The 25186-nt window shown below is 71.6% G+C and carries 19 protein-coding genes; 15 read left to right on the top strand and 4 right to left on the bottom strand.

The window, feature by feature from the left end; translation table 11 throughout:
• Positions 1 to 131 precede the first annotated feature (131 nt).
• From ACGFNI_RS13930 to ACGFNI_RS13915, 4 genes are all read left to right on the top strand, one after another.
• Positions 132 to 743: a response regulator transcription factor gene (locus ACGFNI_RS13930; RefSeq protein ID WP_003948568.1), complete on the top strand. Its 612-nt coding sequence runs from the start codon at positions 132 to 134 to the stop codon at positions 741 to 743.
• Between the two features lie 358 nt (positions 744 to 1101).
• Entirely contained in the window at positions 1102 to 1677 is a 576-nt protein-coding gene (locus ACGFNI_RS13925) for a sigma-70 family RNA polymerase sigma factor (protein ID WP_285229389.1), read from the top strand.
• A gap of 149 nt (positions 1678 to 1826) precedes the next feature.
• Entirely contained in the window at positions 1827 to 3329 is a 1503-nt protein-coding gene (guaB, locus tag ACGFNI_RS13920) for an IMP dehydrogenase (protein ID WP_393683546.1), read from the top strand.
• A 95-nt stretch (positions 3330 to 3424) separates the two neighbouring features.
• The gene (locus tag ACGFNI_RS13915; protein WP_227050149.1) at positions 3425 to 4552 is read left to right on the top strand and encodes a GuaB3 family IMP dehydrogenase-related protein; all 1128 of its coding nucleotides are present in this window, start codon (positions 3425 to 3427) and stop codon (positions 4550 to 4552) included.
• Positions 4553 to 4732: 180 nt separating this feature from the next.
• Here ACGFNI_RS13915 and ACGFNI_RS13910 read toward each other — a convergent pair whose 3' ends face one another.
• Positions 4733 to 5980 (bottom strand): nucleotide sugar dehydrogenase, encoded by a 1248-nt coding sequence (locus ACGFNI_RS13910; protein ID WP_393683544.1) that lies wholly within the window; start codon positions 5978 to 5980, stop codon positions 4733 to 4735.
• Between the two features lie 190 nt (positions 5981 to 6170).
• Here ACGFNI_RS13910 and ACGFNI_RS13905 point away from each other — a divergent pair, with 190 nt between their 5' ends.
• Positions 6171 to 7877, top strand: a complete 1707-nt coding sequence (locus tag ACGFNI_RS13905) for a glycerol-3-phosphate dehydrogenase/oxidase (RefSeq protein WP_393683542.1) — start codon at positions 6171 to 6173, stop codon at positions 7875 to 7877.
• Between the two features lie 7 nt (positions 7878 to 7884).
• Here the strand turns inward: ACGFNI_RS13905 and ACGFNI_RS13900 are convergent, their stop codons facing one another.
• Positions 7885 to 9174, bottom strand: a complete 1290-nt coding sequence (locus ACGFNI_RS13900) for a serine hydrolase domain-containing protein (protein ID WP_393683540.1) — start codon at positions 9172 to 9174, stop codon at positions 7885 to 7887.
• Positions 9175 to 9365: 191 nt separating this feature from the next.
• Between ACGFNI_RS13900 and ACGFNI_RS13895 the strand changes: the two genes are divergently transcribed.
• Together ACGFNI_RS13895 and ACGFNI_RS13890 are read left to right on the top strand one after the other, a co-directional pair.
• Entirely contained in the window at positions 9366 to 11330 is a 1965-nt protein-coding gene (locus ACGFNI_RS13895; RefSeq protein ID WP_393683539.1) for a protein kinase, read from the top strand.
• Between the two features lie 196 nt (positions 11331 to 11526).
• Entirely contained in the window at positions 11527 to 13788 is a 2262-nt protein-coding gene (locus ACGFNI_RS13890) for a protein kinase (protein WP_393683537.1), read from the top strand.
• Here the strand turns inward: ACGFNI_RS13890 and ACGFNI_RS13885 are convergent.
• Entirely contained in the window at positions 13773 to 15341 is a 1569-nt protein-coding gene (locus tag ACGFNI_RS13885; protein ID WP_393683535.1) for a class I adenylate-forming enzyme family protein, read from the bottom strand. The genes ACGFNI_RS13890 and ACGFNI_RS13885 overlap by 16 nt on opposite strands.
• Before the next feature lie 129 nt (positions 15342 to 15470).
• Between ACGFNI_RS13885 and ACGFNI_RS13880 the strand changes: the two genes are divergently transcribed.
• The 7 genes from ACGFNI_RS13880 (at position 15471) to ACGFNI_RS13850 (ending at position 22739) form a co-directional block, all read left to right on the top strand.
• On the top strand, positions 15471 to 16661 hold the full coding sequence (locus ACGFNI_RS13880; RefSeq protein ID WP_393683533.1) for an amidohydrolase family protein: 1191 nt from the start codon (positions 15471 to 15473) through the stop codon (positions 16659 to 16661).
• Positions 16661 to 17815, top strand: coding sequence for an acyl-CoA dehydrogenase (locus tag ACGFNI_RS13875; RefSeq protein WP_393683531.1), 1155 nt, complete (start codon positions 16661 to 16663; stop codon positions 17813 to 17815). Before ACGFNI_RS13880 ends, ACGFNI_RS13875 begins: the two co-directional genes overlap by 1 nt.
• A gap of 1 nt (position 17816) precedes the next feature.
• The gene (locus ACGFNI_RS13870) at positions 17817 to 18794 is read left to right on the top strand and encodes an acyl-CoA dehydrogenase family protein (RefSeq protein ID WP_393683529.1); all 978 of its coding nucleotides are present in this window, start codon (positions 17817 to 17819) and stop codon (positions 18792 to 18794) included.
• A gap of 451 nt (positions 18795 to 19245) precedes the next feature.
• On the top strand, positions 19246 to 19725 hold the full coding sequence (locus ACGFNI_RS13865) for an ATP-binding protein (RefSeq protein WP_393683527.1): 480 nt from the start codon (positions 19246 to 19248) through the stop codon (positions 19723 to 19725).
• Between the two features lie 362 nt (positions 19726 to 20087).
• On the top strand, positions 20088 to 21299 hold the full coding sequence (locus ACGFNI_RS13860) for a helix-turn-helix domain-containing protein (protein WP_393683525.1): 1212 nt from the start codon (positions 20088 to 20090) through the stop codon (positions 21297 to 21299).
• Positions 21300 to 21393: 94 nt separating this feature from the next.
• Positions 21394 to 21888 carry a hypothetical protein gene (locus tag ACGFNI_RS13855; protein ID WP_393683523.1) on the top strand — a complete coding sequence of 165 codons (495 nt, stop codon included), beginning with the start codon at positions 21394 to 21396 and terminating at the stop codon, positions 21886 to 21888.
• A 563-nt stretch (positions 21889 to 22451) separates the two neighbouring features.
• Positions 22452 to 22739, top strand: a complete 288-nt coding sequence (locus ACGFNI_RS13850) for a hypothetical protein (protein ID WP_393683521.1) — start codon at positions 22452 to 22454, stop codon at positions 22737 to 22739.
• 485 nt (positions 22740 to 23224) lie between these two features.
• Here the strand turns inward: ACGFNI_RS13850 and ACGFNI_RS13845 are convergent, their stop codons facing one another.
• On the bottom strand, positions 23225 to 24151 hold the full coding sequence (locus tag ACGFNI_RS13845) for a cyclase family protein (RefSeq protein WP_393683519.1): 927 nt from the start codon (positions 24149 to 24151) through the stop codon (positions 23225 to 23227).
• Between the two features lie 99 nt (positions 24152 to 24250).
• Between ACGFNI_RS13845 and ACGFNI_RS13840 the strand changes: the two genes are divergently transcribed.
• Positions 24251 to 25162, top strand: a complete 912-nt coding sequence (locus ACGFNI_RS13840) for an SDR family oxidoreductase (RefSeq protein WP_393683517.1) — start codon at positions 24251 to 24253, stop codon at positions 25160 to 25162.
• Positions 25163 to 25186 lie beyond the last annotated feature (24 nt).

The following is a 25186-nucleotide window of genomic DNA, read 5'->3' as shown; positions in this document are numbered from 1 at the left end:
GTCGTTGAGTGTGCGGAGGCGGTTGACAGAGGTAGACCTCGGGCAGGTGTCCGAGGCCGTCAATCGCACAGGTGACGATACGTACCAGCCTGGAGGCTCAAGGTGACGCGCATCAGCTGCGGAGGACGGTCATGACTTCCGTCCTCGTCTGCGACGACTCCCCGCTTGCCCGAGAAGCGCTCCGCCGGGCGGTTGCGACCGTCCCCGGCGTCGAGCGTGTGACGACGGCTGCCAACGGCGAGGAAGTCCTCCGCCGCTGGGGTGCCGATCGCTCGGATCTGATTCTGATGGATGTACGGATGCCCGGACTCGGCGGCGTCGAGACCGTGCGGCGGCTGCTGTCCGCCGACCCCGGTGCCCGGATCATCATGCTCACGGTGGCCGAGGATCTGGACGGCGTCGCGCTCGCGGTCGCCGCCGGTGCCCGTGGCTATCTGCACAAGGACGCCTCGCGCGCCGAGCTGCGGGCGACGGTGACCCAGGCGCTCGCCGATCCGACGTGGCGGCTCGCCCCACGCCGGCTGCGGTCCGCCGAGATGGGCGCCGCACCGACGCTCACCGCCCGCGAGATCCAGGTGCTGGAGGGGATGAGCCACGGCCGCTCGAACGCCGAGATCGGCCGCGAGCTGTTTCTGTCCGAGGACACGGTCAAGACGCACGCCAGGCGTCTCTTCAAGAAACTCGGCGCATCCGACCGGGCGCACGCGGTGGCGTTGGGCTTCCGCTGGGGGCTCGTCCGCTGACCTGCTGAGCGACGGGGTTACGGCGGGCCGCCGCTGGTTCGGGTGGCGGCCGTCGTAGCCCCGTTGTACGACGCTCGGCGCCGAAACGTCACGGGATGCCGCATCCTTGACGTGTGACTCCTCCCCGGCGGAGGCCGGGGCTTCTCACTCGGCCAGAAGAGACCTCATGACGGACAAGCCCTACCCGGTGCCTCACGGCACGGATACACGCTACCGGCGAGGACTCGGGGTCGGCATGGGCACAACCCGATCGGGGGAGGCGTGGGACGTGCGTGCTAATGCAGCGGCTCGTAACGGTTCAGTGCACAACGACGAGGGCGGTGCCGAACCCGGTGCCGCACCAAGGCACCATGGACCGATGCGCGATGACGGCAAGCAGGAGATCGGCGATCTCGTCGCACGCGCCGTCGAGGGCGATCAGCGGGCCACGCACGATCTGCTGGCCCATGTGCACCCCCTCGCGCTGCGGTACTGCCGCACCCGGCTCTCCCGGCTTCCCGGTGACGCCCGGCACTTCGTGGAGGACCTGGCGCAGGAGGTCTGCGTCGCGGTGCTCTGCGCGCTGCCGCGCTACCGCGACACCGGAAAGCCCTTCGAGGCGTTCGTCTTCGCGATCGCCGGGCACAAGGTCGCCGACCTCCAGCGGGCGGCGATGCGCGGGCCCGGCAGCACGGCCGTGCCGTCCGACGAGATGCCCGAGCAGCCCGACGATTCGCTCGGCCCCGAGGAGCGGGCGCTGCTGAGCAGCGACGCCGCGTGGGCGAAGAAGCTGCTGGCCAACCTTCCGGAGAATCAGCGCGAGCTGGTGCTGCTGCGGGTCGCCGTCGGGCTGACGGCCGAGGAGACCGGGCAGATGCTCGGGATGTCACCGGGTGCGGTGCGGGTCGCCCAGCACCGTGCGCTGAGCCGGTTGCGGGCGCTCGCCGAGCAGTAGCCCGGCGGCGGGAAACCCCCTGTGAACTGGCTGGATATGGCCGTAGGAACCTACGGGTGATGAGCCCCTCATCGCTCGTGGAATGAGACACCTCCGCGGGCCGTTAGCATGGAGATCCGCGCTGAGGCAAGAGCATTGGGGAAGGTGTCATGAGTGACAACGTCGACGGTATGCCCGCCAAATTCGCCATGCTTGGGCTGACATACGACGACGTTCTGCTGCTGCCCGGCGCTTCGGAGGTGCTGCCGAACGCGGTCAGCACCGCCTCCCGGGTATCGCGGAACGTACGGGTGAACATCCCGCTGCTCTCGGCGGCGATGGACAAGGTCACCGAGGCGCGGATGGCGATTGCCATGGCGCGTCAGGGCGGTGCGGGTGTGCTGCACCGCAACCTCTCCATCGAGGACCAGGCCAACCAGGTCGACCTGGTCAAGCGCTCCGAGTCCGGCATGGTCACCGACCCGATCACGGTCCGTCCCGACGCCACCCTCGCCGAGGCCGACGCGCTCTGTGCGAAGTTCCGTATCTCCGGTGTGCCGGTCACCGACGCCGCGGGCAAGCTGCTCGGCATCGTGACCAACCGCGACATGGCCTTCGAGATGGACCGCAGCCGTCAGGTCCGCGAGGTCATGACGCCGATGCCGCTGGTCACGGGCAAGGTCGGGATCTCCGGCGAGGACGCCATCGAGCTGCTGCGCCGCCACAAGATCGAGAAGCTGCCGCTGGTCGACGACTCCGGTGTGCTCAAGGGCCTGATCACCGTCAAGGACTTCGTCAAGGCCGAGAAGTACCCGAACGCGGCCAAGGACGCCGAGGGCCGGCTGGTCGTCGGTGCCGCCGTGGGTGTCGGCGACGCGGCGTACGACCGGGCGCAGGCGCTGGTCGAGGCCGGCGCGGACTTCCTCGTCGTGGACAGTGCGCACGGCCACAGCCGCGGCATCCTCGACATGATCGCCAAGGTGAAGTCCAACATCGGCGTGGACGTCGTCGGCGGCAACGTCGCCACCCGTGACGGCGCCCAGGCCATGATCGACGCGGGTGTCGACGGCATCAAGGTCGGCGTCGGGCCCGGCTCGATCTGCACCACCCGCGTCGTCGCCGGTGTCGGCGTGCCGCAGGTCACCGCGATCTACGAGGCCGCGCAGGCCGCGCACGCGGCGGGTGTGCCGCTGATCGGTGACGGCGGCCTGCAGTTCTCCGGCGACATCGCCAAGGCCATCGCGGCCGGTGCGGACACCGTCATGCTGGGCTCGCTGCTGGCCGGCTGCGAGGAGTCGCCCGGCGAGATGGTCTTCATCAACGGCAAGCAGTTCAAGTCGTACCGCGGCATGGGCTCGCTGGGCGCGATGCAGTCCCGCGGGCAGGGCAGGTCCTTCTCCAAGGACCGCTACTTCCAGGACAACGTCCTCTCCGAGGACAAGCTGGTGCCCGAGGGCATCGAGGGCCAGGTGCCCTACCGCGGCCCGCTCTCCTCGGTCGCCCACCAGCTCGTCGGCGGCCTGCGCGCCTCCATGGGCTACGTCGGCTCCGCCGACATCCCGGAGCTGAAGGACAAGGGCCGGTTCGTCCGGATCACGTCCGCGGGCCTCAAGGAGAGCCACCCGCACGACATCCAGATGACGACCGAGGCGCCGAACTACTCCCGGCGCTAGCACTCGCGACGGAGCCCGCGGCCGGACCCCGGCCGCGGGTTCCGCCGTGTCGGGGATACTGGAACGGCAGACGTAGAGGGAAAGGCCACACCAACGTGACTGAGATCGAGATCGGGCGCGGCAAGCGCGGCCGTAGGGCATACGCCTTCGACGACATCGCCGTCGTACCGAGTCGCCGTACGCGCGACCCGAAGGAGGTCTCGATCGCCTGGCAGATCGATGCCTACCGCTTCGACCTGCCGTTCCTGGCGGCTCCGATGGACTCGGTGGTCTCCCCGCAGACCGCCATCCGCATCGGCGAGCTGGGCGGCCTCGGCGTCCTGAACCTGGAAGGGCTCTGGACGCGCTACGAGGACCCGGAGCCGCTGCTCGCCGAGATCGCCGAGCTGGACAGCGACGCGGCCACCAAGCGGCTCCAGGAGATCTACGCAGCGCCGATCAAGGAAGAGCTGATCGGCCAGCGGATCAAGGAGGTGCGCGACTCGGGTGTCGTCACCGCCGCCGCGCTCTCGCCGCAGCGCACCGCGCAGTTCTCCAAGGCCGTGGTGGACGCCGGCGTGGACATCTTCGTGATCCGCGGGACGACGGTCTCGGCCGAGCACGTGTCGTCCGCCGCCGAGCCGCTGAACCTCAAGCAGTTCATCTACGAGCTGGACGTCCCGGTCATCGTCGGCGGCTGCGCCACGTACACCGCCGCGCTGCACCTGATGCGGACCGGCGCTGCCGGTGTGCTGGTCGGCTTCGGCGGCGGCGCCGCGCACACCACCCGTAACGTCCTGGGCATCCAGGTCCCGATGGCGACGGCGGTGGCCGATGTCGCCGCTGCGCGCCGGGACTACATGGACGAGTCCGGCGGTCGCTACGTCCACGTCATCGCCGACGGCGGCGTGGGCTGGTCCGGCGACCTGCCGAAGGCCATCGCCTGCGGTGCGGACGCCGTGATGATGGGCTCCCCGCTGGCCCGCGCGACCGACGCGCCCGGCCGCGGTCACCACTGGGGCATGGAGGCCGTGCACGAGGACGTGCCGCGCGGCAAGCGGATGGACCTCGGTGCGGTCGGCACGACGGAGGAGGTGCTGCTCGGCCCGTCGAACACCCCGGACGGTTCGATGAACTTCTTCGGTGCGCTGCGCCGGGCGATGGCCACCACCGGCTACTCCGAGCTGAAGGAGTTCCAGCGGGTCGAGGTGACGGTGGCGCCGTCGCAGCACGACAACCGCTGACGCGGGTTTTTCCCCACGTTGCCGTCTGTCCCACCGTGCCTCGTCCGTTGTTCTGAACCCGCCTGGCGGCGGGAGCGGGGTGGGTTGTGGGGCGGGCGCCCGCCCCTGAGTGGGGGTGGAGACAGGCAGAGACCGGCTCGCCGACGTGTGTCGGCGGGCCGGTCTTTTTGCTGGGTGCGGTTACAGGCGGTGTGCGGTGCCGGTCGGGGTGGCGCCGCGGGTGTCCAGGAGGAGTTGGGCCTTGACCGAGAGGCCCTGGAGGTCGTAGGTGCGGTGGGGCTGGAGGAGGACCGTGAGGTCGGCGCCGGTGGCGGCTTCGTAGAGGGAGTCGGCGCGGGGGACCGGGCGGTCGAGGACCGTCCAGTGGGGGACGTAGGGGTCGTGGTACGTGATGTGCGCACCGAGTTCCATGAGGCGGGCGGCGATTTCGCGGGCGGGGGAGCCCTCCTGGTCGCCGATGTCCGGCTTGTAGGTGACGCCGAGCAGCAGGACCCGGGCGCCGCGGGCGGACTTGCCGTGCTCGTTGAGGAGCGTGGCGCAGCGCTGGATGATGTAGCGCGGCATGCGGGTGTTGACCTCTTGGGCGAGTTCGACCATGCGGAGCGGGTAGCCGAGTGAACGCCCTTTGTAGGCGAGGTAGTTGGGGTCGACGGGGGCCGCGTGGCCGCCGACTCCGGGCCCGGGGCGGAAGGACTGGAAGCCGAACGGTTTGGTTTCGGCGCAGCGGATGACGTCCCAGAGGTCGACGCCGATGTCGTGGCAGAAGACCGCCATCTCGTTCATCAGGGCGATGTTGATGTGGCGGTAGTTGGTCTCCAGGAGCTTGGCGGTCTCCGCCTCGCGGGGGCCGCGGGCGCGTACGACCTTGTCGGTGAGGCGGCCGTAGAAGGCGGCGGCGGCTTCCGTGCAGGCGGGGGTGAGGCCGCCGATGACCTTGGGGGTGTTGCCGTAGCGGTGGCCGCGGTTGCCCGGGTCGTGCCTGCTGGGGGAGCAGGCGAGGTGGAAGTCGCGGCCCGCGGTGAGTCCTGAGCCCTCTTCGAGCAGCGGGCGCAGGAATTCCTCGGTGGTGCCGGGGTACCCGGCGGATTCGAGGACGACCGTGGTGTGCGGGCGCAGCTGGGCGGCGAGCGCGCGGGCCGCGTCGGCGATGCCGGTCAGGTCCAGTGCGCGGTCCTCGCCGAGCGGGGTGGGCGCGCAGATGACGGCGGTGCGGACCTTGCCGAGCGCGGCGGGGTCGGTGGTGGTGCGGAAGCCCGCCGCGAGGAGCCGGCGCATCTCGGTCGCCGAGAGCGGCCCGTCGGCGCCTGAGGGCGCGGCGGCGTGCGGTGCGGGGTCGTAGCCGACGGTTTTGATGCCGGCCGCGGTGGCGGCCTGGGCGAGGGGGAGGCCGAGGTGACCTAGTCCGATGACGGCGAGGTCTGCGGGCATGCTGCGGCCGTCCTTCCCGGGTTTCTGATTGACGCATAAGTAGACTAAGCCGACATTTCCCGCAGAATGGGAATTGGTCGATCAAGGTCGCGGGGTGTTGCCGCATCGGGCGGAGGGGGTGGATACGGCCACGTAGCGCGGACAGACTCGACAGACGGGGGTGTGGCCCCGATCACAGCGGGAGGCAGTGGTGAAGACAGCGACACTGGGACCGGCACAGCGTGCCGAGGCGCTCGCCCGAATGGCGGAGCGGGAGCTGGACATTCTGGTGGTCGGCGGCGGCGTCGTCGGCGCCGGTACCGCACTGGACGCGGCGACCCGCGGACTGAGCACCGGACTCGTCGAGGCCCGCGACTGGGCATCGGGCACGTCGAGCCGGTCGAGCAAGCTCATCCACGGCGGGCTGCGGTATCTGGAGATGCTGGACTTCGCGCTGGTGCGGGAGGCGCTCAAGGAACGCGGGCTGCTGCTGGAGCGGCTCGCGCCGCATCTCGTGAAGCCGGTGCCCTTCCTCTACCCGTTGCAGCACAAGGGCTGGGAGCGCTGGTACGCCGGTTCAGGTGTCGCGCTCTACGACGGCATGTCGATCTCGTCGGGGCACGGCCGCGGGCTGCCCGTCCACCGGCATCTGTCGCACAAGCGGGCACTGCGGGTGGCGCCCTGTCTGAAGAAGGACGCGCTGGTCGGGGCGTTGCAGTACTACGACGCGCAGATGGACGACGCGCGCTACGTGGCGACGATGGTGCGGACCGCCGCCGCGTACGGCGCGCAGGTCGCCAACCGGGCGCGGGTGGTGGGCTTTCTGCGCGAGGGCGAGCGGGTGGTCGGTGCGCGGGTGGAGGACGTCGAGGCGGGCGGGACGTACGAGGTGCGGGCCCGGCAGATCGTCAACGCGACCGGGGTGTGGACCGATGACACCCAGGCGCTGATCGGCGAGCGCGGGCAGTTCCACGTCCGCGCGTCGAAGGGGATCCACCTCGTCGTCCCCAAGGACCGGATCCATTCGACGACCGGGCTGATCCTGCGGACCGAGAAGAGCGTGCTGTTCGTCATCCCCTGGGGGCGGCACTGGATCATCGGCACCACGGACACCGACTGGGATCTGGACAAGACCCATCCGGCGGCGTCCAGCGCCGACATCGACTACCTGTTGGAGCACGTGAACTCGGTGCTCGCGACGCCGCTGACCAGGGACGACGTGGAGGGTGTCTACGCCGGGCTGCGGCCGTTGCTTGCGGGTGAGTCGGATGCGACGAGCAAGCTGTCGCGGGAGCACACGGTGGCGCACCCGGTGCCGGGTCTCGTGGTCGTCGCGGGCGGCAAGTACACGACGTACCGGGTGATGGCCAAGGACGCGGTGGACGAGGCGGTGCACGGTCTCGACCAGCGGGTCGCGGAGTGCGTGACCGAGGACGTGCCGCTGGTCGGCGCCGAGGGCTACAAGGCGCTGTGGAACGCGCGGGCCAGGATCGCGGCCCGCACCGGGCTGCACGTCGCCCGCATCGAGCATCTGCTGAACCGTTACGGCTCCCTCGCCGACGAGCTGCTGGAGCTTGTGGTGGCCGATCCCTCGCTGGGCGAGCCGCTGACCGGCGCCGACGACTACCTGCGGGCCGAGGCGGTGTACGCGTGCACGCACGAGGGCGCCCGGCACCTGGACGACGTGCTGACCCGGCGCACCCGCATCTCGATCGAGACCTTCGACCGCGGCACCCGCTGCGCCCGTGAGGTGGCCGAACTGATGGCGCCCGCGCTGGGCTGGGACGCGGCGCAGGTCGACAAGGAGGTCGCGCACTACCAGAAGCGGGTCGAGGCGGAGCGCGAATCGCAGCGGCAGCCGGACGACCTGACGGCGGACGCGGCCCGGCTGGGCGCGCCCGACATCGTGCCGCTGTAGTCCGCGGTCAGGATCCGGGGCGGCCGTCGCCTGCCGCGGCGGTCGCCCGTGCCGTGCCCTTCGTCCGAGGGCAGAACTCGGCCGTCAGGACGGCGGTGCCGCGGGCCGGGTCGGTGAGGTCGTCGGTGTTGAGGCGGTAGCTGACGAGGTGCCGGCCGTCGGCGCTGCCCGCGGTCTGCGCGTACGAGCCGTTGATGTTGCCGTTGTGGCCCCAGACGGTGACGCCGCACCGCAGCCGGGTGGCGTACAGGCCGAGTCCGTACGCGCCCCCGGTGGTCCGCTCGTCGCGCAGTTCGGCCATCTCGCGCGGCGGCAGCAGCTTGCCGCCGAGCAGCGCGGCGAAGAAGCGGTTGAGGTCGTCGAGCGTGGTGACCATCTCGCCCGCCGCGCCCGCCCGGCTGGGGTCGAGGGCGGTGGCGTCCACCCGGTGGTGGCCGGCCTCGGAGTACGCGCGGCCGTGCGGCTGGGGCAGCGCCGGATCCGTACCGGGGAACGAGGTCCGGCGGAGCTGTACGGGGACGAGCAGGCGGCGGCGGATCTCCTCGGCGTAGCTGCGTCCGGTGACCGCCTCGATGATCATGCCGAGGACGAGGTAGTTGGTGTTGGAGTAGGAGTAGCGCGCCCCGAGGGGTGCGGTCGGCGGGTGGCTCAGGGCGATGCGCAGGAGTGCGGCGGGGGTGTAGGTGTCGTAGCGGTGCGCGCCGAAGCCCGTGCCGTGCAGCCGGCGGGCGAGCGCGGCGTCGTCGGTGTAGTTGAACAATCCGCTCGTGTGGTCGAGGAGCTGGCGGATGGTCACCCGTGCGAGCGGTGTCAGGGCGCTGCGCGGGACGCCGGGGCCGGTGCGCTGCGGGCCTTGTGCCAGCCGCCGGGCCGCCGTGTCGTCCAGCGCGAGGCGGCCTTCGGCGGCGAGCTGGAGGACGACGGTGGCGACCAGGGTCTTGGTCAGGCTGCCGGCCCGGAAGCGGTCGTACCTGCCCATCCGCCGGCCGCTGCGCAGGTCGGCGACGCCGGCGGTGGAGAAGCGCGAGGCGTGGAGGTCGGCGTCGCGGGTGATGAGGGACGCGGCGCCCGGCGCACCCGCGGCCACCAGGCGGTGCAGGGCCCGCACGGTCGTGGCGGGCGGCCGGTGCAGGGGCGCGGGTCCGATGGGGGTGCGGACGGGTGGCGCCGTGCACGCCGCGAGGGCCAGGGCCAGTGCGGCGGCGCGGAGCAGACGGCCGGTGCGGCGGCTGCCCGGCGGCCGGAGCGCGGGGCGTGCGGGGCCCCCGGATGTGCTGCGCGGCCGTCGCGTCGTCATCGGGACTCCCGTTCGTCGGGGCCATGATGACGGGTGTACGGGGCGCGGCACGTCACAGCCCCGGGCCTTCCGCACGGCCGCGGATGAGGGAGAATGAAGGCTCTGCCAGGGTGGGTTGTCCGAGTTGGGTCAGTTTGGCGATCGATGCCATATCGAAGCCGCCAACTCGGCTGGATTGCAGAGGGGATTCAGTGGGCGACGAGGTCGAGATGGACGGCAAGGAGGGCAGGCTGCTCGCCGGCCGTTACCGGCTCGCCGGAGTCCTCGGCCGCGGCGGCATGGGCACGGTCTGGCGGGCGCGCGACGAGGTGCTGGGCCGTACGGTCGCGGTCAAGGAGCTGCGCTTCCCCGGCGGCGTGGAAGAGGACGAGAAGCGCCGGCTGATCACCCGCACCCTGCGCGAGGCCAAGGCGATTGCCCGGATCCGCAACAACGGCGCGGTGACGGTGTACGACGTCGTCGACGAGGACGACCGGCCGTGGATCGTGATGGAGCTGGTCGAGGGGCGTTCGCTGGCAGAACTGGTGCGCGACGACGGGCCGCTCACCCCGCGTCGGGCCGCCGAGGTCGGCCTGGCCGTCCTGGACGTGCTGCGCGCCGCCCACCGCGAGGGCATCCTGCACCGCGACGTGAAGCCGTCCAACGTCCTGATGTCCGACGACGGGCGGGTCGTGCTGACCGACTTCGGCATCGCCCAGGTCGAGGGCGACCCGTCGGTGACCTCCACCGGCATGCTCGTCGGCGCGCCCTCCTACATCTCCCCCGAGCGGGCCCGCGGCCAGAAGCCGGGCCCGCCCGCCGACCTGTGGTCCCTGGGCGGCCTGCTGTACGCCTGCGTCGAGGGCGTGCCCCCGTACGACAAGGGGTCGGCGATCGCCACCCTGACCGCGGTGATGACCGAGCCGGTCGAGAAGCCGAAGAGCGCCGGCGCCCTGGAAGAGGTCATCTACGGCCTGCTGGTCAAGGACCCGGCGGGGCGGCTGGACGACGCGGGGGCGCGTGCCCTGCTGACGGACGTCATCCACGCGCCGGATGAAGCCGAGGCGCAGGCGCCGATGGACGCGACCCGGGCGATGGCGCTGCCGACGGTCCCCGAGGAGCGGACGCCGCCGCGGCCCGCGGCGAAGCCCAAGCCGAAGGCCGCGCCCAAGCAGCGTCCGCAGCGCAAGCCGAAGCCGGCCGGGCCTGCGGCGGGCGGTGGCGCGTCCGGCGGTGCGTCGGGGGACAAGGACGAGGCGCCGTCGAAGCCCGGTGGTGCGCCGGCGGCCGGTGTATCCGCGAAGGCGTCGTCCGGCGGCGGCCGGCCGGGGTTCGACTCGGACGCGGCCAAGGAGCGGATGCGCGGGGCGCTCCAGTCGGTGCGCAACGCCGCCGCCACGGCAGCCGCCGCGGCCCGCCCGGAGTCCAGACCCCCCGGCGAGGGCGACCGTCCGTCGCCGCCCCGGGCCTCGGTCACCGACGTCGTACCGCGCCGCACCCTGATCACGGTGGCCGTCGTGGTGGTCGTCGTCGTGGTGGCCTGCGTGCTGGCCTTCGCGCTCAGCGGTGGTGACAGCGACAACGGCGCGGCGGCCGGCAAGGACATCAAGGCGACCGCCGACCAGAGCCGTCCCGCCAAGGGCGCGGACAAGGGCGAGGGCGACGACAAGGACGAGAACGGCGAGGACGGCGACGCGCCCTCGCCCTCGGACAAGCCGGCGCACAAGCCGTCCCCGAAGCCCGACGAAGGCACCTCGTACACGCACGACCAGGGGTTCTCGCTGCGGCTTCCGGAGGGCTGGAAGTACCGCTCCACGGACAAGGCGGGCGCCCGCTTCACGGGTCCTGACGACCAGAAGCTGCTCGTGGGGTGGACGACGTCCCCGAAGGACGACCCGGTCGCCGACTGGAAGAAGCAGGAGGGCGGCATGCGCCGCTCGCACTACCACCGGATCGCCATCAAGTCCGTGAAGTTCCATGACTGGCCCACCGCCGACTGGGAGTTCACCTACGAGGACGGCGGCAAGAAGTTCCGTTCCGTGGACCGCGGCACCGTCGTCGACGACGACCTCGGGTACGGCCTGATGTACACCGCGCCGGCCGACAAGTGGAGCGGTGAGGGCAGCCGCTCGGCGTGGAAGCAGCTCACCGAGAGCTTCCGGCCGGAGGAGCCCTGACCTACCGGGATTTCGGCTGACGTAAGGGGCCGGCCGCCCCGGCCGGTCCCGGGTTACGGTCGAAAACGCACTCGGCTCCGTGTCCGGGCGCCCGGCCGCGTATCGTGAGAGTTCCGCAGGCGCGGACCGCCGCAAGTGTGCACAGGCGGGCCGGAGATGGCCGCGGTCGGCAGCTGCTGCGGGGTGGGGAGGCGTCGTGGACGCGTACGCGGGGAGAGTGCTCGCCGAGCGGTACCGTCTTCCGCTGCGGCCCGCGGGGGACGAGGACTTCGCCGAGACCCGGGCCTTCGACACGTACAGCGCGCAGGAAGTGCTGCTCCGTCAGGTGCCGTTGCCCGAGGTGGTGGAGGCGGAGTTCGCCGACGCGGAGCCGGGCGCGGGCGGCCGGCCGCCGGGTGGCGCAGGGGCGCGGCCGGGCCGGCGGCCGGGGACGGCAGACCGCAGCCCGCACGATCCGGTGGCGCGGCGCGCGCTGGAGGCCGCAGCCGCCGCGGCGCAGCTGCCCGACCATCCGCTGCTCGACCAGGTCTTCGACGTGTTCGTCCAGGACGGCAGCCTGTGGATCGCGGGTGAACTGGTCGCCGCACGCCCGCTGTCCGCGCTGCTCGCCGAAGGGCCGCTGACCGTGCAGCGCGCCGCGGAGATCGCCGCCGATGTGCTCACCGCGCTCCGCGCCCTGCACGCGCACGGCTGGACCCACCGCAATCTCACCGCCCGTACGGTCCTGGTCTGCCACGACGGCCGCGCGATGCTGACCGGCCTGGCGGTGGGCGCGGCCCAGGAGGCGCTGTGCGGGGGCGATCCGGTGCCGCGGGAGGGGGCCGGGCCTGCGCAGGCCGAGCCCCGGGTGCAGATGCGGAAGCAGGCGGCGACGGCCCACGGCGCCGCGGAAGGGGCGCGGGCGGTACCTGCCGGGGTGACGGCCGCAGGGGCGGGCGAGGGGCCCGGCACCGGCGCGTACCCCGCCCGGGTGGGAGGGGACGGCGCGGGCGCGGCGCCCGGTGCGGGGCCTTCGGGCGGGCTGCCCGCACCCCGTAGCGCCGAGCCCCCTGGCGCATCGGCTCCTGACCTGTCCATACCCCGGGTGCCCGCGCCCGCGGGCCCGCCGCAGGACGCGGCCCCGGGCGGGCGTCCCGGTGCGGCGCTCGCCGCCGAACGGGCCCGGCAGGCACGGCTCCAGGTCATCGGTCCGGTCACCGAGCGCTGGGCGCCGGAGCTGGCGGGCCCGCAGGCGTCGCCGGGTGCCGCCGCCGATCTCTGGGCGGTCGGCGCGCTGCTGTTCCGCTGTGTGCAGGGCCGGCCGCCGTTTCCCGAGGAGAGCAGCGTCGAGCTGGCGCGGCTGGTCCGTGCGCAGCTTCCGGCGGCGGCCGACGGGTGCGGGCGGCTGCGGCCGGTCGTCGAGGCGCTGCTGAGCCGGGATCCGGCGGCCAGGCCCGGCTTCGACGAGCTGCGGGTCCTGCTGTGGTCGGTGATCCGTACGGCGCCCGAGCCGGATCTCGGCGGTGTGCTGGTGACGGTGCCGGCGCCGGGTGCGGGTGGTGACCCGCGGCGGCTGCCGATCGTGCGGCGGCGCGGTGAACTGGTCCGCACCGGGCGGTCCCGGCGCGGCGCGGCACGCCGGGCGCGCGCCGACCGGGCCGCCGCCGGTACGGCGCGGCGGTCGCCCGATGCCGTCGCGCCCCGGCCCGCGAAGCGCCCGAAGCGGCAGCGGGCCGCACCCGTCGCGGGCGCGGCGGCCCTGGACCGGCCGGGCAAGCCGTCGAAGCCGTCGAAGCCGCAGCGGCACAACCCGCGGCATCTCGGCAGGCTGCTGCTCGCGCTGATCCTGCTGCTGGTGGTGGGCGCCGTCGTCTACGCGATGGTGTTCCTGCCGAAGGCCGGTTCGCGGGCGTCGGGTCCTGGTGGCGCCATGCAGGCGACGGCCGCGTCCGGTACGCCGTCGCAGGGCGGGCAGCACGGCGGCGCGTCGGGCACCGGCAGCCCGCAGACCACGGCGCCCGCCGGGCTCGCCGACGGGTTCGAGGTGCGCAAGGACCCCGAGGGCTTCCAGGTCGGCGTCCGCAACGGCTGGCAGCGCAGGGCGGCGAACGACCGGGGCCAGGTCCGCTATGTCGGCGGCGGCTACGAGCTGGTGATCGTGCCCGGCCGGGACACGACGGCGAAGTTCGGCGCCGACCCGATGGCGTACCAGCAGGACAAGGAGCCGGAGCTGGCGCCGTACCGCGGTTCCGGCTGGGCGACGGCGTCCGGTCTGCGGCGGACGGACGTGGGGCGGACGGCGATGGCCGAGGGCACCTTCACCTGGAAGGACAGCAGCGGCCGTGAGGTGTACGTGCGCAACCTCGCGATGATCCATGACGGCCGCTACCACCTCGTCCAGGTCATCGGCCCGCACGGCGACCGCCGCGAGGTGGACCGCTACTACGACCAGGCGACCGGCAGCTACCGTCCGGCCTGATCTCGCAACTCCCGGTCCGTGGGCGGGGGGAAGGCATCCGGTGGCCCGTCCGCGAACCGCTCGCGCAGCTCCTGTTTGAGCACCTTGCGCAGGGTCGCGCCGCGCGGCAGGGCGGGCAGCACTTCCAGTTGTTCGGGCAGCTTGTGCGGTGCCAGGCCGGTGCCCCGCAGGTGCGCGGTGACCTCGGCGAGTGTCAAATCCCCGGCGTCCGGCGGCTGTTCGACGACCGCGCAGACCCGTTCGCCGCGCGTGGTGTCCGGCAGTCCGATGACGGCGGCTTCGGCGACGTCCGGGTGCAGGTGGAGCAGGTCCTCGATCTCGCGGGCGGAGATGTTCTCTCCCTTGCGGATGATGATGTCCTTGAGGCGGCCGGTGACGACGAGGTGGCCGGTGGGGGTGAGGCGGCCGAGGTCGCCGGTGGGCAGGAAGCCGTCGGCGTCGAAGGGCGGCGGCTCGTCCAGGTAGCCGCGGCAGACGGCCGGGCCGCGCAGCAGGATCTCGCCGCTGTCCGGAGCGATGCGGATCTCCATCCCCGGGGGCGGGCGTCCTTCGGTGGTCGCGAGGTGTTCCGGGTGCTCCAGCGGGTCGCCCATGGTGACCATCGGGGCCTCGGTCATCGCGTAGCCGTGGGCGAGCCGGCAGCCGAGTTCGGCGACCACGTCGTGGTGGAGTCCTGGCGGCCGGGGCGCGCCGCCGCCCGCCATCAGCCGCAGGGACGGCAACAGGCGGCGGCCTGGCGGCAGTTGGCGCTGTTCGGCGAGGAAGAGGGTGTAGAAGGCGGTGGAGCCGCCGGCGACGGTGACGCGGTGGCGCCGGTAGGCGGCAAGCGAGCCGGGCAGCGCGAAGTGCTCCAGCAGGACGGCGGGGATGCCGTGCAGCAGGAGCATGACGGTGTAGTCGGGCCCGGCGACATGGGCGTAGGGGAAGGCCATCGAGCCGGTGTCGGACGGGCCGATGCGCAGCGCCGTGGCCAGGCAGCGGCCCGCGGTGCGCAGGCTGTGGTCGGTGTGCAGGACGCCTTTGGGCGCGGCGGTGGTGCCGGATGTCCAGTAGATCCAGCGGACCGCTCCGGCGTCCCGGGGCGGCGGGGGCAGCACGGCGGGGTCGGCGTCGGGCAGCGCGCCGTAGGTCTCGATGACGGTGAGCGGGTCCGGCAGCCCCGCGGCCAGGCGGTGGGCCATCGCGGTGTGGTCGAAGCCGCGCCAGGTGCCGGGGCTCAGGTGGAACGCGGCCCTGGTGCGGCGCAGTACGTGGCCGGTCTCGTGGTCGCGGTAGAGCGGTATGACGGGGCTCTGGACCGCGCCGATCCGGGCCAGCGCCAGGCTGACCAGCACGGTTTCGATGCGCGTCGGCAGTTGCCAGACCACCCGGGTGCCGGGGCGTACGCCGCGTTCGTACAGCCCGGCGGCGACCCGTTCGGCGCGCCGGCGCAGGGCCCCGAAGGTGATCCGGCGCTCCTGCCGCGCGCTCTCGCGGCCCTGGATGAGCGCGGGGGCGTCCGGGGTGCGCGCGGCGCGCCAGACGACCAGGTCCCACAGGGTGCTGCCGGTCATGGGCCCCTCCCCAGTGACTGACGACTCGTCAGATCTGGCCCGAGGGTAAGGGCCTGCGCCTTGTCGGTCCAGAGGGTGCGGGGCTAGCCTCTTTCTGACGGGTCATCAGATAACGGTGAGGGGAATCCGGTGGAGCTACCGCGCATCATCAGCGTCGACGACCATGTGATCGAGCCCGCGCACCTCTTCGAGACCTGGCTTCCGGCGAAGTACCGCGACCGGGGGCCGAAGCCGCTGACGGCCGGGATCGGTGAACTGGCCTACGTCGGCGGCAAGTACAAGTTCACCACCGACCCGGCAGGCCAGCTGACGGACTGGTGGAGTTACGAGGGCGACGTCTTCCCGTACAAGCGCATCATCGCCGCCGTCGGCTTCTCGCGGGACGAGATGACGCTGGACGGGATCACCCGCGAGCAGATGCGGCGCGGCTGCTGGGATCCCCAGGCGCGGCTGGCCGACATGGACCTCAATCACGTCGAGGCGTCACTGTGCTTCCCGACCTTCCCGCGGTTCTGCGGCCAGACCTTCGCCGAGGCGCAGGACAAGGAAGTCGGCCTCGCGTGCGTGCGGGCGTACAACGACTGGATGGTGGAGGAGTGGTGCGGGGACAGCGGCGGGCGGCTGATCCCGCTCTGCCTCATCCCGCTGTGGGACGTGGACCTGGCCGTCGCGGAGATCCGCCGCAACGCCGCCCGCGGCGTGCGCGCCGTCACCTTCTCCGAGATCCCCACCTACCTGGGGCTGCCGTCCATCCACAGCGGCTACTGGGATCCGTTCTTCGCGGCCTGCGAGGAGACCGGCACCGTCGTCAACATGCACATCGGGTCCAGCTCGCAGATGCCGGCCGCGTCGCCGGACGCGCCGCCCGCCGTGCAGGCGTCGCTCAGCTTCAACAACGCGATGGCCTCGATGATGGACTTCCTCTTCAGTGGCGTTCTGGTGAAGTTCCCCCGCCTCAAACTCGCCTACAGCGAGGGCCAGATGGGCTGGATCCCGTACGCCCTGGAGCGCGCCGACGACGTCTGGGAGGAGCACCGCGCCTGGGGCGGCGTCCGTGACCTCATCCCCGAGCCGCCGTCGGTGTACTACTACCGGCAGATCTTCTGCTGCTTCTTCCGCGACAAGCACGGGATCGACTCGCTGGACGTCGTCGGCCGGGACAACGCCACCTTCGAGACCGACTACCCGCACGTCGACTCCACCTGGCCGCGCACCAAGGAGGTCGCGCTCGACCACGTCAAGGGCCTGGACGACGAGACGGTGTACAAGCTGATGCGCGGCAACGCCATCCGGATGCTCGACCTCGACCTGGACCGGTAGTGGACCTCTCCTACACGCCGGACGAGGAGGACTTCCGCGCCCGGCTGCGCCGCTGGCTCGGCGAGGCGCTGCCCACGCTGCCGCCCCGCCCCGCAGCCGACGACTGGCCGGGCCGCCGGGCCTACGACACGGCCTGGCAGCGGATGCTGTACGACGCCGGATACGCCGGGCTGCACTGGCCGCGGGACGCCGGCGGGCAGGGCGCGACGCCGACCCAGCACCTGATCTTCCTGGAGGAGACGGAGCGGGCCGGCGCGCCCTACGTCGGCGCGAACTTCGTCGGACTGCTGCACGCCGGGCCGACCGTCGCCGCCGAAGGCACCGCGGGCCAGCGCGCCCGCTGGCTCCCGCCGATCCTGCGCGGGGACGAGATCTGGTGCCAGGGCTTCAGCGAGCCGGACGCCGGATCCGACCTCGCGGCGCTGCGCACCAGAGCGGTCCGCGACGGCGACGACTACGTCGTGACCGGCGCCAAGATCTGGACCTCGCACGCCGAGGTCGCCGACTGGTGCGAACTCCTGGTCCGCACCGACCCCGACGCACCCAAGCACCGCGGCATCAGCTGGCTCGCCCTGCCCATGGACGCCCCCGGTGTCACCGTACGGCCGCTGCGCACCCTCGCCGGCACCGCCGAGTTCGCCGAGATGTTCCTCGACGAGGTGCGGGTGCCGGTGGGCAACCGGATCGGGGCGGAGAACGACGGCTGGCGGGTCACCATGGTCACACTGTCCTTCGAGCGCGGCACCGCCTTCGTAGGCGAGGTGGTGGCCTGCCGGCGGGTGCTGGCCGCGCTGGCCCGTACCGCAAGGGACAACGGACGCTGGGACGACGCGGTGCTGCGGCGCAGGCTCGGCCGGCTCGCCGCCGAGTTCACCGCGCTGTGGCGGCTCACGCAGTGGAACGTCAGCGAGGCGCAGCGCACCGGAGGCGTGCCGGGCACCGGCGGCTCGGTCTTCAAGCTCCGCTACTCGCACGCCCGGCAGGAGCTGTACGACGCGGCGGCAGAGGTGCTGGGCGCCGGCGCGCTGGACGCGGACCACGAGTGGGTCGCGGCCCGGCTCTCCTCGCTCTCGTACACGATCGCGGCCGGCACCTCGCAGATCCAGCGGAACATCGTCGCCGAGCGGATACTCGGCCTGCCGAAGGGGCGGTGACGTGGACTTCCAACTCACCGATGATCAACAGGCGTTGCGGGCCGCCGCGCGGGAGCTGCTGGCCGGACGGTTCGGCAGGGAGCGGCTGCGGGAAGCGGTCGGCGACCCGGCGCTCGACCGCGCGCTCTGGCGTGAACTGGGCGCGGCCGGCTTCTTCGCGCTGCGGCTGCCGGAGGCCGCGGGCGGGGTGGGCCTGGGGCTGCCCGAAGCGGTCCTGGTCTGCGAGGAGGCCGGCCGGGCGCTGCTCCCCGGGCCGCTGGTGGCCTGCCATCTGCTGGCCGGCGTGGTGGACGGGGTGGCGGACGGCGAGCGGATCGTCGCACTGGCCGACGCCGCGCAGGGCCCCGGCTGGTGGGAACACCCGGCCGACTGCGACGAGTTGATCCTGCTGGACGAGCCGCCTGGGCAGCCCTGCGGCGCCTACCGCATCCCGGCGCCCGAGGCCCGCGCGGCAGCGCAGCGGCCACCGTCATCCGTCGACCCGCTCACCCCGCTCGCCCGCGTCCCCGGCCCTTCCGACGCCCCGCGTACCCCCCTGGGCACGGCCGTTGACGTACCGCGGCTGCGCAGGGAAGCCACCCTGCTGACCGCCGCACAGCAGCTCGGCAGCGCGGCCCGCACGGTCGACGACGCGGTGGCCCACGCCCGTACCCGCGAGCAGTTCGGCGCGCCCATCGGCTCGTTCCAGGCGGTCAAGCACCTCTGCGCCGGGATGCTCGTACGGGCCGAGATCGCACGGAGCGCGGTGTACGCGGCGGCGGTCACCCAGAGCGAGCAGGAGGTGGCCGGCGCGAAGCTGCTCGCCGACGAGGCAGCGGTGCGTAACGCCCGCGACTGCGTGCAAGTGCACGGTGGCATGGGATTCACCTGGGAAGCGGACGTGCACCTGCACCTCAAGCGCGGGTGGCTGCGCGCGGAGAGCTGGGGGCCCGCGCACGTGATGGAGGAACGCCTCGCAGCCGACCTGCCGGCCGGATGAACTGCGCCTGACGCGGCCGACGATGTCAGGTTCTTGCAGTCGATGCGCGAAATGTCGGGACTGGGCAGCCAGATTCGGTCACGGAGCGTCGATATCGGTGGGTGACCAGCGTGTGACTCGTTACGCGCGGGAGTCGACGGCCCGCTCGGGTACGCTCACTTGGATGCGAGTGGTTCTGTGGCGCAACGATCACGGTGCCGTCGGAAAGGCGGCTCCGGGGTACGGACTGCGCACCCCTCGCCCCGGCCGGGGGCCGCGGATTCCCCCGTGTTCGACTCCCCGCAAAGTGCGTCGCACAGTATGCAACACGCATACTCCCTTGCGCTGGAATATGCCCGAAGCGCTTGTTGGGGTGACAGAACGTCAACCATGCTGTGCCTTGACGGGGTCACGCACCGTGACTTCGTGGAGGCGCAAGGCGAAGTTTCCGCCGGTTCGGATGGTGTGAGCGGTGCAGGTGCTTCAGGTGCAGTTGGACGTACGGCCGGACCCCGCGGAGGTGGGGCGGGCCAGGCGGTGGGCCAGGTCGCGGCTGGCCGGGTCGGGGATAGGTGTCGACGAGCCGTTGGCCGAGACCCTGATCCTGCTGATCTCGGAACTGGTGACCAACGCCGTGGTCCATACCGGCACCGCGGCCGAGCTGCGGATGTGTTTCTCCGGCTCGGGCGCCGTGGTGGGAACGGTACGGGTGGAGGTGATCGACTCCAGCGCCCGCCCGCCCTCGCAGCGCCATGCCGACGGCGACGACACCCACGGCCGCGGCCTGGAACTCGTCGACGGCCTGGCCGACCGCTGGGGCTGGCAGCCGGAGGGCACCGGGAAACGCATCTGGTGCGAGGTGGACCGCGGCCAGTCCCTGGTGATCACCGCTGGCGGCGAACGGGGCACGTACGAACAGCGCGGCGTACGGCCGGCGCGGCTGGCGAATTAGGACGGCAACCGGGGCACCGGCGAAACGGTCACTCCAGCCCCTCCCGGCCGGTCCTGCCTCCCCGGCCTCACCCCTCCGTCGCCGCTCCCGCCCCGGCTGTGTGGCATTCCTTCACTACGACGATGCGCGTCTGTTCATCGGCCCAACACCGGTGAGAGGGCGCGCCTTTGTCGTTGCCGATGCGTGGCGTACCGTCGGGCAGCGCTTCGTCTGTGTGGTTCGGCACCGTGCGGGAATGCTCCTGCGAGGGCTGGGGCCCGATGCGGCCGAATTCCTACTGTGCCGTTCACCCCGAGCGCATCGGCGGCGAGACCTAGCATCGAAGTACAGCCACTGAGCCCGAGCAATCCACCGAGGTGATCGTGAGCAACTGGGCCGATCTTACGAACGGTAAGCGCATCAAGCACCTACGGGGCGCTGATCTGACGCAGCAGGGGCTCGCCGAGGCCGCGGGTGTCTCGCTCGCTTTGGTGCAGAAAGCCGAGCAGGACCGCGGCGAGCTGTCGGTCGGCTCGCTGCTCAAGCTGGCCGGCGCGCTCAAGACCGACGTCGGGGTAATTCTGGGGCAGCAAGCACCGCGACGGGGCATGGACCGGGGGGACCGTGCTGCCCTGCGCCAACTCTCCGACGCCGTGCACGAGAGCGCGCTCGGAGAGTGGGACGGCATCGATGACCCGAGCACCCTCGACGAACTGACTGCGGCTCGCAACCTCGCGTGGACTGCCTACTGGGACAGCGATACGGCGCAGGTAAGCGCTGTCGCCTCGAAGATCCTCATGGAAGGACAGGTTCGATACGACAGCGCCACAGGGGTCGAGCGTGAACAACTGGCCTTGGTCCTGGCGAGCACATACCGGGTCGCGGCATCCTGCGCAACAGGCTTTGGCCAGCGAGACCTTGCGCTCAGCGCGCTCACGTCGGCGAAACTCCTCGCAAGGGAAGCCGACGACCCGGTGATGACTGCGCTGCTGGAATCCACGCTGTCATGGGTCTATCTGCGAGGCGCCAAGACACCTCGCGCTGTGGCTGTGGCCGAGCGCGCGGCCTTGGCGATCGAGCCATCGTTCAGTAAGGCGGCACGCCCCGAACTTCTCGCGTATGGACGCCTGATGATCTCCGCGGCCGTGGCAGCCTCGCGCCGCGAGGACGAAGCCGCAGCAGACGACTACATTTCGCAGGCTCACGCTGCGGCGGCAAGGCTGGGTCGCGACGAGAAGCTTTACGGTACGAGCTTCGGTCCAACGGCAGCCAAAACAGAGGCGGTAGGAATCCATGTTGCGCTGAAGAACTACGGGCGTGCCCTGAAGCTCGCCAATCACCCTGACATGCAGAAGCTTCCCAAGAGCATGTCCAAGGTGGCGCGCAATCGCTACAAGCTCGATGTGGCCCTCGCGCAGTGCGCAACCGGTCTCCACGACAAGGCCGGTGACACATTGATCGAGGTCGGACTCGACGCGCCGGAGTGGGTCAAGCACCAGGCGTTGCCCGGCGTCATCGGGAAGCGCATCGCCAAGGTCTCCACATCGCGTGTGCGGAACATCAGCGAGCTGATCGGCGTGCCCTTGATCGCGTAAGCCTTACGGAGCGTACAAGTGGGGACTGGACAACCTGGCCCGGTAGTACGCCCCGTCTCTTCACTGGCGGTGATCAATCGCACACGATTGATGCATGGTCAGCATCGAGAGTGGGCAAGGTCAAGGGCCGACTGAGGCCCGTCGAACTGAGGGTGCCCGTAGTCGGCGTCGAGCACTCGCCGACGCGGCAACAGGCGTCTCCCGGGGGGAGAATGACGGGCCGGTCGAGGCCGCGAAGATCGAGCGGTTCCGCTGTGTGATCTACCTGTGCGGCGCGCCCAATGCGCACCTCGGTGCGCCTCGCAAGGAGTGCACCGAGTACGCCGAGGCGTTCGGGTGGGAGATCGCAGGCGTAATCGAGGATGCCGCAGGGCTGCTGCCGCCGGAGGGCCGCGAGGGGTTGAGGCAGGCCATCGGCCGCATCGCGGGCGGCGAGGCGCATGCGGTGCTTACGGCAGGGCGGTCGATGATCTCGCCCGTACTGCAGGAATACGAGCAGGTCGCGGGAGAAATCGAGGCTGCGGGCGGATTCCTGCACGTCATGAACCCGGCAGGGGCTGTGGGCGAACCCGGCGACGGGGGCAGATGAACGACGTCAGCAAATGTGCTTCCCGCAGGACGAGTTGAGCACTCGGCCATCTCTCTCGCCGCCGGTCTCTCCCGGCGGCACTGATGCCCCGCCCCCTGTCCCGGATGAACCGATCGGCGCCTGCAAGCGCTGATCTCCCGCGACAGGGGTGCGGGTACCACCCCGGTAGGCCGCAGCCACGGCCGCCAGGGCAAGAAGTCACCACCGCTGAGGAGTTGACATTCAGTGCGCGATTTTATCGCCCTCTTGTTCATTTGGTTAGGGGAACCGACACGGTGCCGTGCGCGCTCCGTCGCACGGAGTGCCTCGGCCTCTCTTTTCCCACCCGCGGCTCCCGCCGCGCCCCCGGTCATCGCTCCGGCCCCGCCGTATGCCCGTCGGCCCGTAGCCGATCACGTGCGGGAACGGGCGTGGCCCCTCGTCTGCGAGGACGTCGCTCTCATCCGCCCGTACCTCGTCGCCCGCGAGCGTCGGACCGAGCCGCAGCCGGTCCGCTCGCAGGCCCGGGAACACTGCACCCTCGCCGTCGCGGCGTAACCCTCTCTCACGGAGACACACAGCAGATGGAATTCAGCACAGTTGGCCACGATTACTGGGTTACCCGCGAGCGGGGAGCGGCCGAGGAGAAGGCCAGTTCCTTTGTCAATGCATTCCGACGTCTGGAGATTGATTTCGACGGGATCGAAATCAAAGAACCCTGCGGCGGCTGTCGGCGAGGTGAGCACAAAATCTTCATCGGGTCGATTTCCGTGGAGGAGGCGGGCGACTTCGCCTGGAAGGTGAACCGGGCGCTGGACCTGCTCGATGCGTACCGCGAACAGCGGCCTTACCCCGCCGACTCGTCGGAATAGCCTCGATTCTTCGTGGCGGTCCGTCGGAGAAATCGACGGACCATCACCATGCGAACTTGCGCTGTTCTCCGGTGAGTTGACTCATCGGGCAGCGTAGAAAACCCCCGCCCCGGCGGAACGCGGTCCAGGACAGCCCGAGCGCCTGCCGGGGTGGGTCGGCAAGACACCGTGGAAACCGACAACATGGAGGTACGCAGCATGAGCACCGCGACCACCCCCGCCCTCCCGTTCGGAGTGCGATACCTGGTCTCCCCGCCCCCGAACACCTCGGAAGTTGAGCGTGTCCGGCGACGGTGGGAAGAGGGGGACCGGTTCGCGCTTCGCTCGTTGAAGGTGGCTCTGAGCCCCGAAGGCAGTACGCTCACCGCGCCGGGCGGTGGGTGGTCGTTCACCGCCTGAACTCCCCCTGAGGCCGCCCCGTCCGTACGCTGTCCCGTGGCGTGCAGGCAGGGACCGAGCACCGGCCGCCCCGCGCCATCCCCCCGTCACAACACCGCCACCGGCGCCACCGGCGCCCCCGTGCCGCCCGTGAACGGTTCGGCGACCGCCGACAGGAAGAACGTGGACCGGCCCAGTTCCGCGCAGGCGGTCGACAGGTTCTCCAGGTTCCAGTTCTGGCCCTGGAGCATGCCCATTTCGACCAGGTGCAGTGCGTGTACCGGCATCCACAGGCCCTCGATTTCCGGGGGGAAGATCTCGAAGGTCAGGGTGTCGTTGGCGACGGCTGCCACGTCGCGGGTGTGGAACCACTGCGGGGTGCGGACGGAGAGGCCGGGCGAGGGGAACGCGTATGCCTGGCGGTCGCCGGCGAGGTAGTGGCGCAGCTGGCCGGTGCGGATCAGGACGATGTCGCCGGGCCTTACCGTGGTGCCGGCCAACTCCTCTGCCATGTCCAGGTCTTCGGGGGTGACGGCGTAGCCGCCGGGCAGCTGGTCGGTGCCGTGGGCGCGGGCGACGTCCAGCAGGACCCCGCGCGAGACGAGGGGGGTGGCCTGCTCGATGCCGAGGTGGGTGGCGCCGCCGTGTGCGGTGACGGTGTCGGCGGGGCGGTTGTTGTAGAGCCGGCCGGAGTGCGAGACGTGCGCGAGGCCGTCCCAGTGGGTGGCGGCCTGGAGGCTCATGGTGACCGCGTCGTCCGATGTGGCGACCGTGCCGGGGCCGAACAGCTGCTGGTTGATCGCGGTCATGGTGTGCAGCGGGTTGACCCTGCCGGGGATCGCGCCGGTCTGTACGCCGTCCTGCCGCAGCGGGAGGGCGAGCGGGATGCGCAGGCCGCGGCGGACGCAGCGGGCGGCGGACCGCACCACCTCGTCGGTGATCAGGTTCAGGGTGCCGATCTCGTCGTCGGGCCCCCAGCGCCCCCAGTTGTTCACGCGTTCGGCGAGGTCGTGGAACTCCTGCGGCAGCGGCACGGGCCCTCCTCGGGGCGGGTTCGGCTCGGGGTCTTGTGTTCGGACCGGGACTGCTCAAAAATCTAACGGTCCGTCAGAAACTGCGGGAAGGGGCGCGGCATGGGGAACTTCTTGACCGGCAAGGTGATCGCCGTAACGGGCGCGGGGCGCGGCATCGGCCGGGCGGTCGCCCTCGCCTGCGCCGCGCACGGCGCGAAGGTGATCGTCAACGATTACGGGGTCTCCATCGAGGGCGGCGAACCGAGCAGCGAGGTCGCCGCGTCCGTGGTGAAGGAGATCGAGGCGGCAGGCGGCGAGGGGGTCGCGGTCGCCGATGACGTCTCCACGATGGCGGGCGGTCAGCGCATCGTGGACACCGCGCTCGCCCGCTACGGACGGATCGACGGGGTGGTGTGCGTGGCGGGCATCCTGCGCGAACGGATGCTCTTCAACATGTCGGAGGAGGAGTGGGATCCGGTCGTCGCCACCCACCTCAAGGGCACCTTCACGGTCTTCAAGGCGGCGAGCGCGGTGATGCGCAAGCAGGGCTCGGGCACCCTCATCGGCTTCACCAGCGGCAACCACCAGGGCAGCGTCGCGCAGGCCAACTACGCCTCGGCCAAGGGCGGCATCATCTCGCTGGTACGCAGCGCGGCGCTCGGCCTGCACAAGTACGGGGTGACCGCCAACGCCGTGGCGCCCGTCGCGCGGACCCGGATGTCGGCGAACGTCCCGATGGAGCTGACGGAGATCGGCGAGCCCGAGGACGTCGCGGCGCTGGTCGTCTACCTGCTGAGCGAGAAGGCCCGCGAGGAGAAGATCACCGGGCAGGTCTACACGATCGCGGGCCCGAAGGTCGCGGTCTGGGCCCAGCCGCGCGAGCTGCGCGCCGCCTACAGCGAGGAGGGGTGGACGCCGGAGCGGATCGCCGCGTTCCTGCCGGGGACGGTCGGGACGGACCCGATGCCGATGCTGGCGCAGCTGGAGGCGATGGCCGCGGCAGCCGCGGCGGGCACGCGTCCCAACCGGTAGGAGCTGTCCGGTACGGCCGAATGT

Origin of the sequence: Streptomyces sp. NPDC048644, from assembly GCF_043199105.1 — a bacterium.
GTDB lineage: Bacteria > Actinomycetota > Actinomycetes > Streptomycetales > Streptomycetaceae > Streptomyces.
The sequence above is the reverse complement of the archived record's forward strand: the minus strand, read 5'-3'. Positions and strand labels throughout refer to the sequence as shown.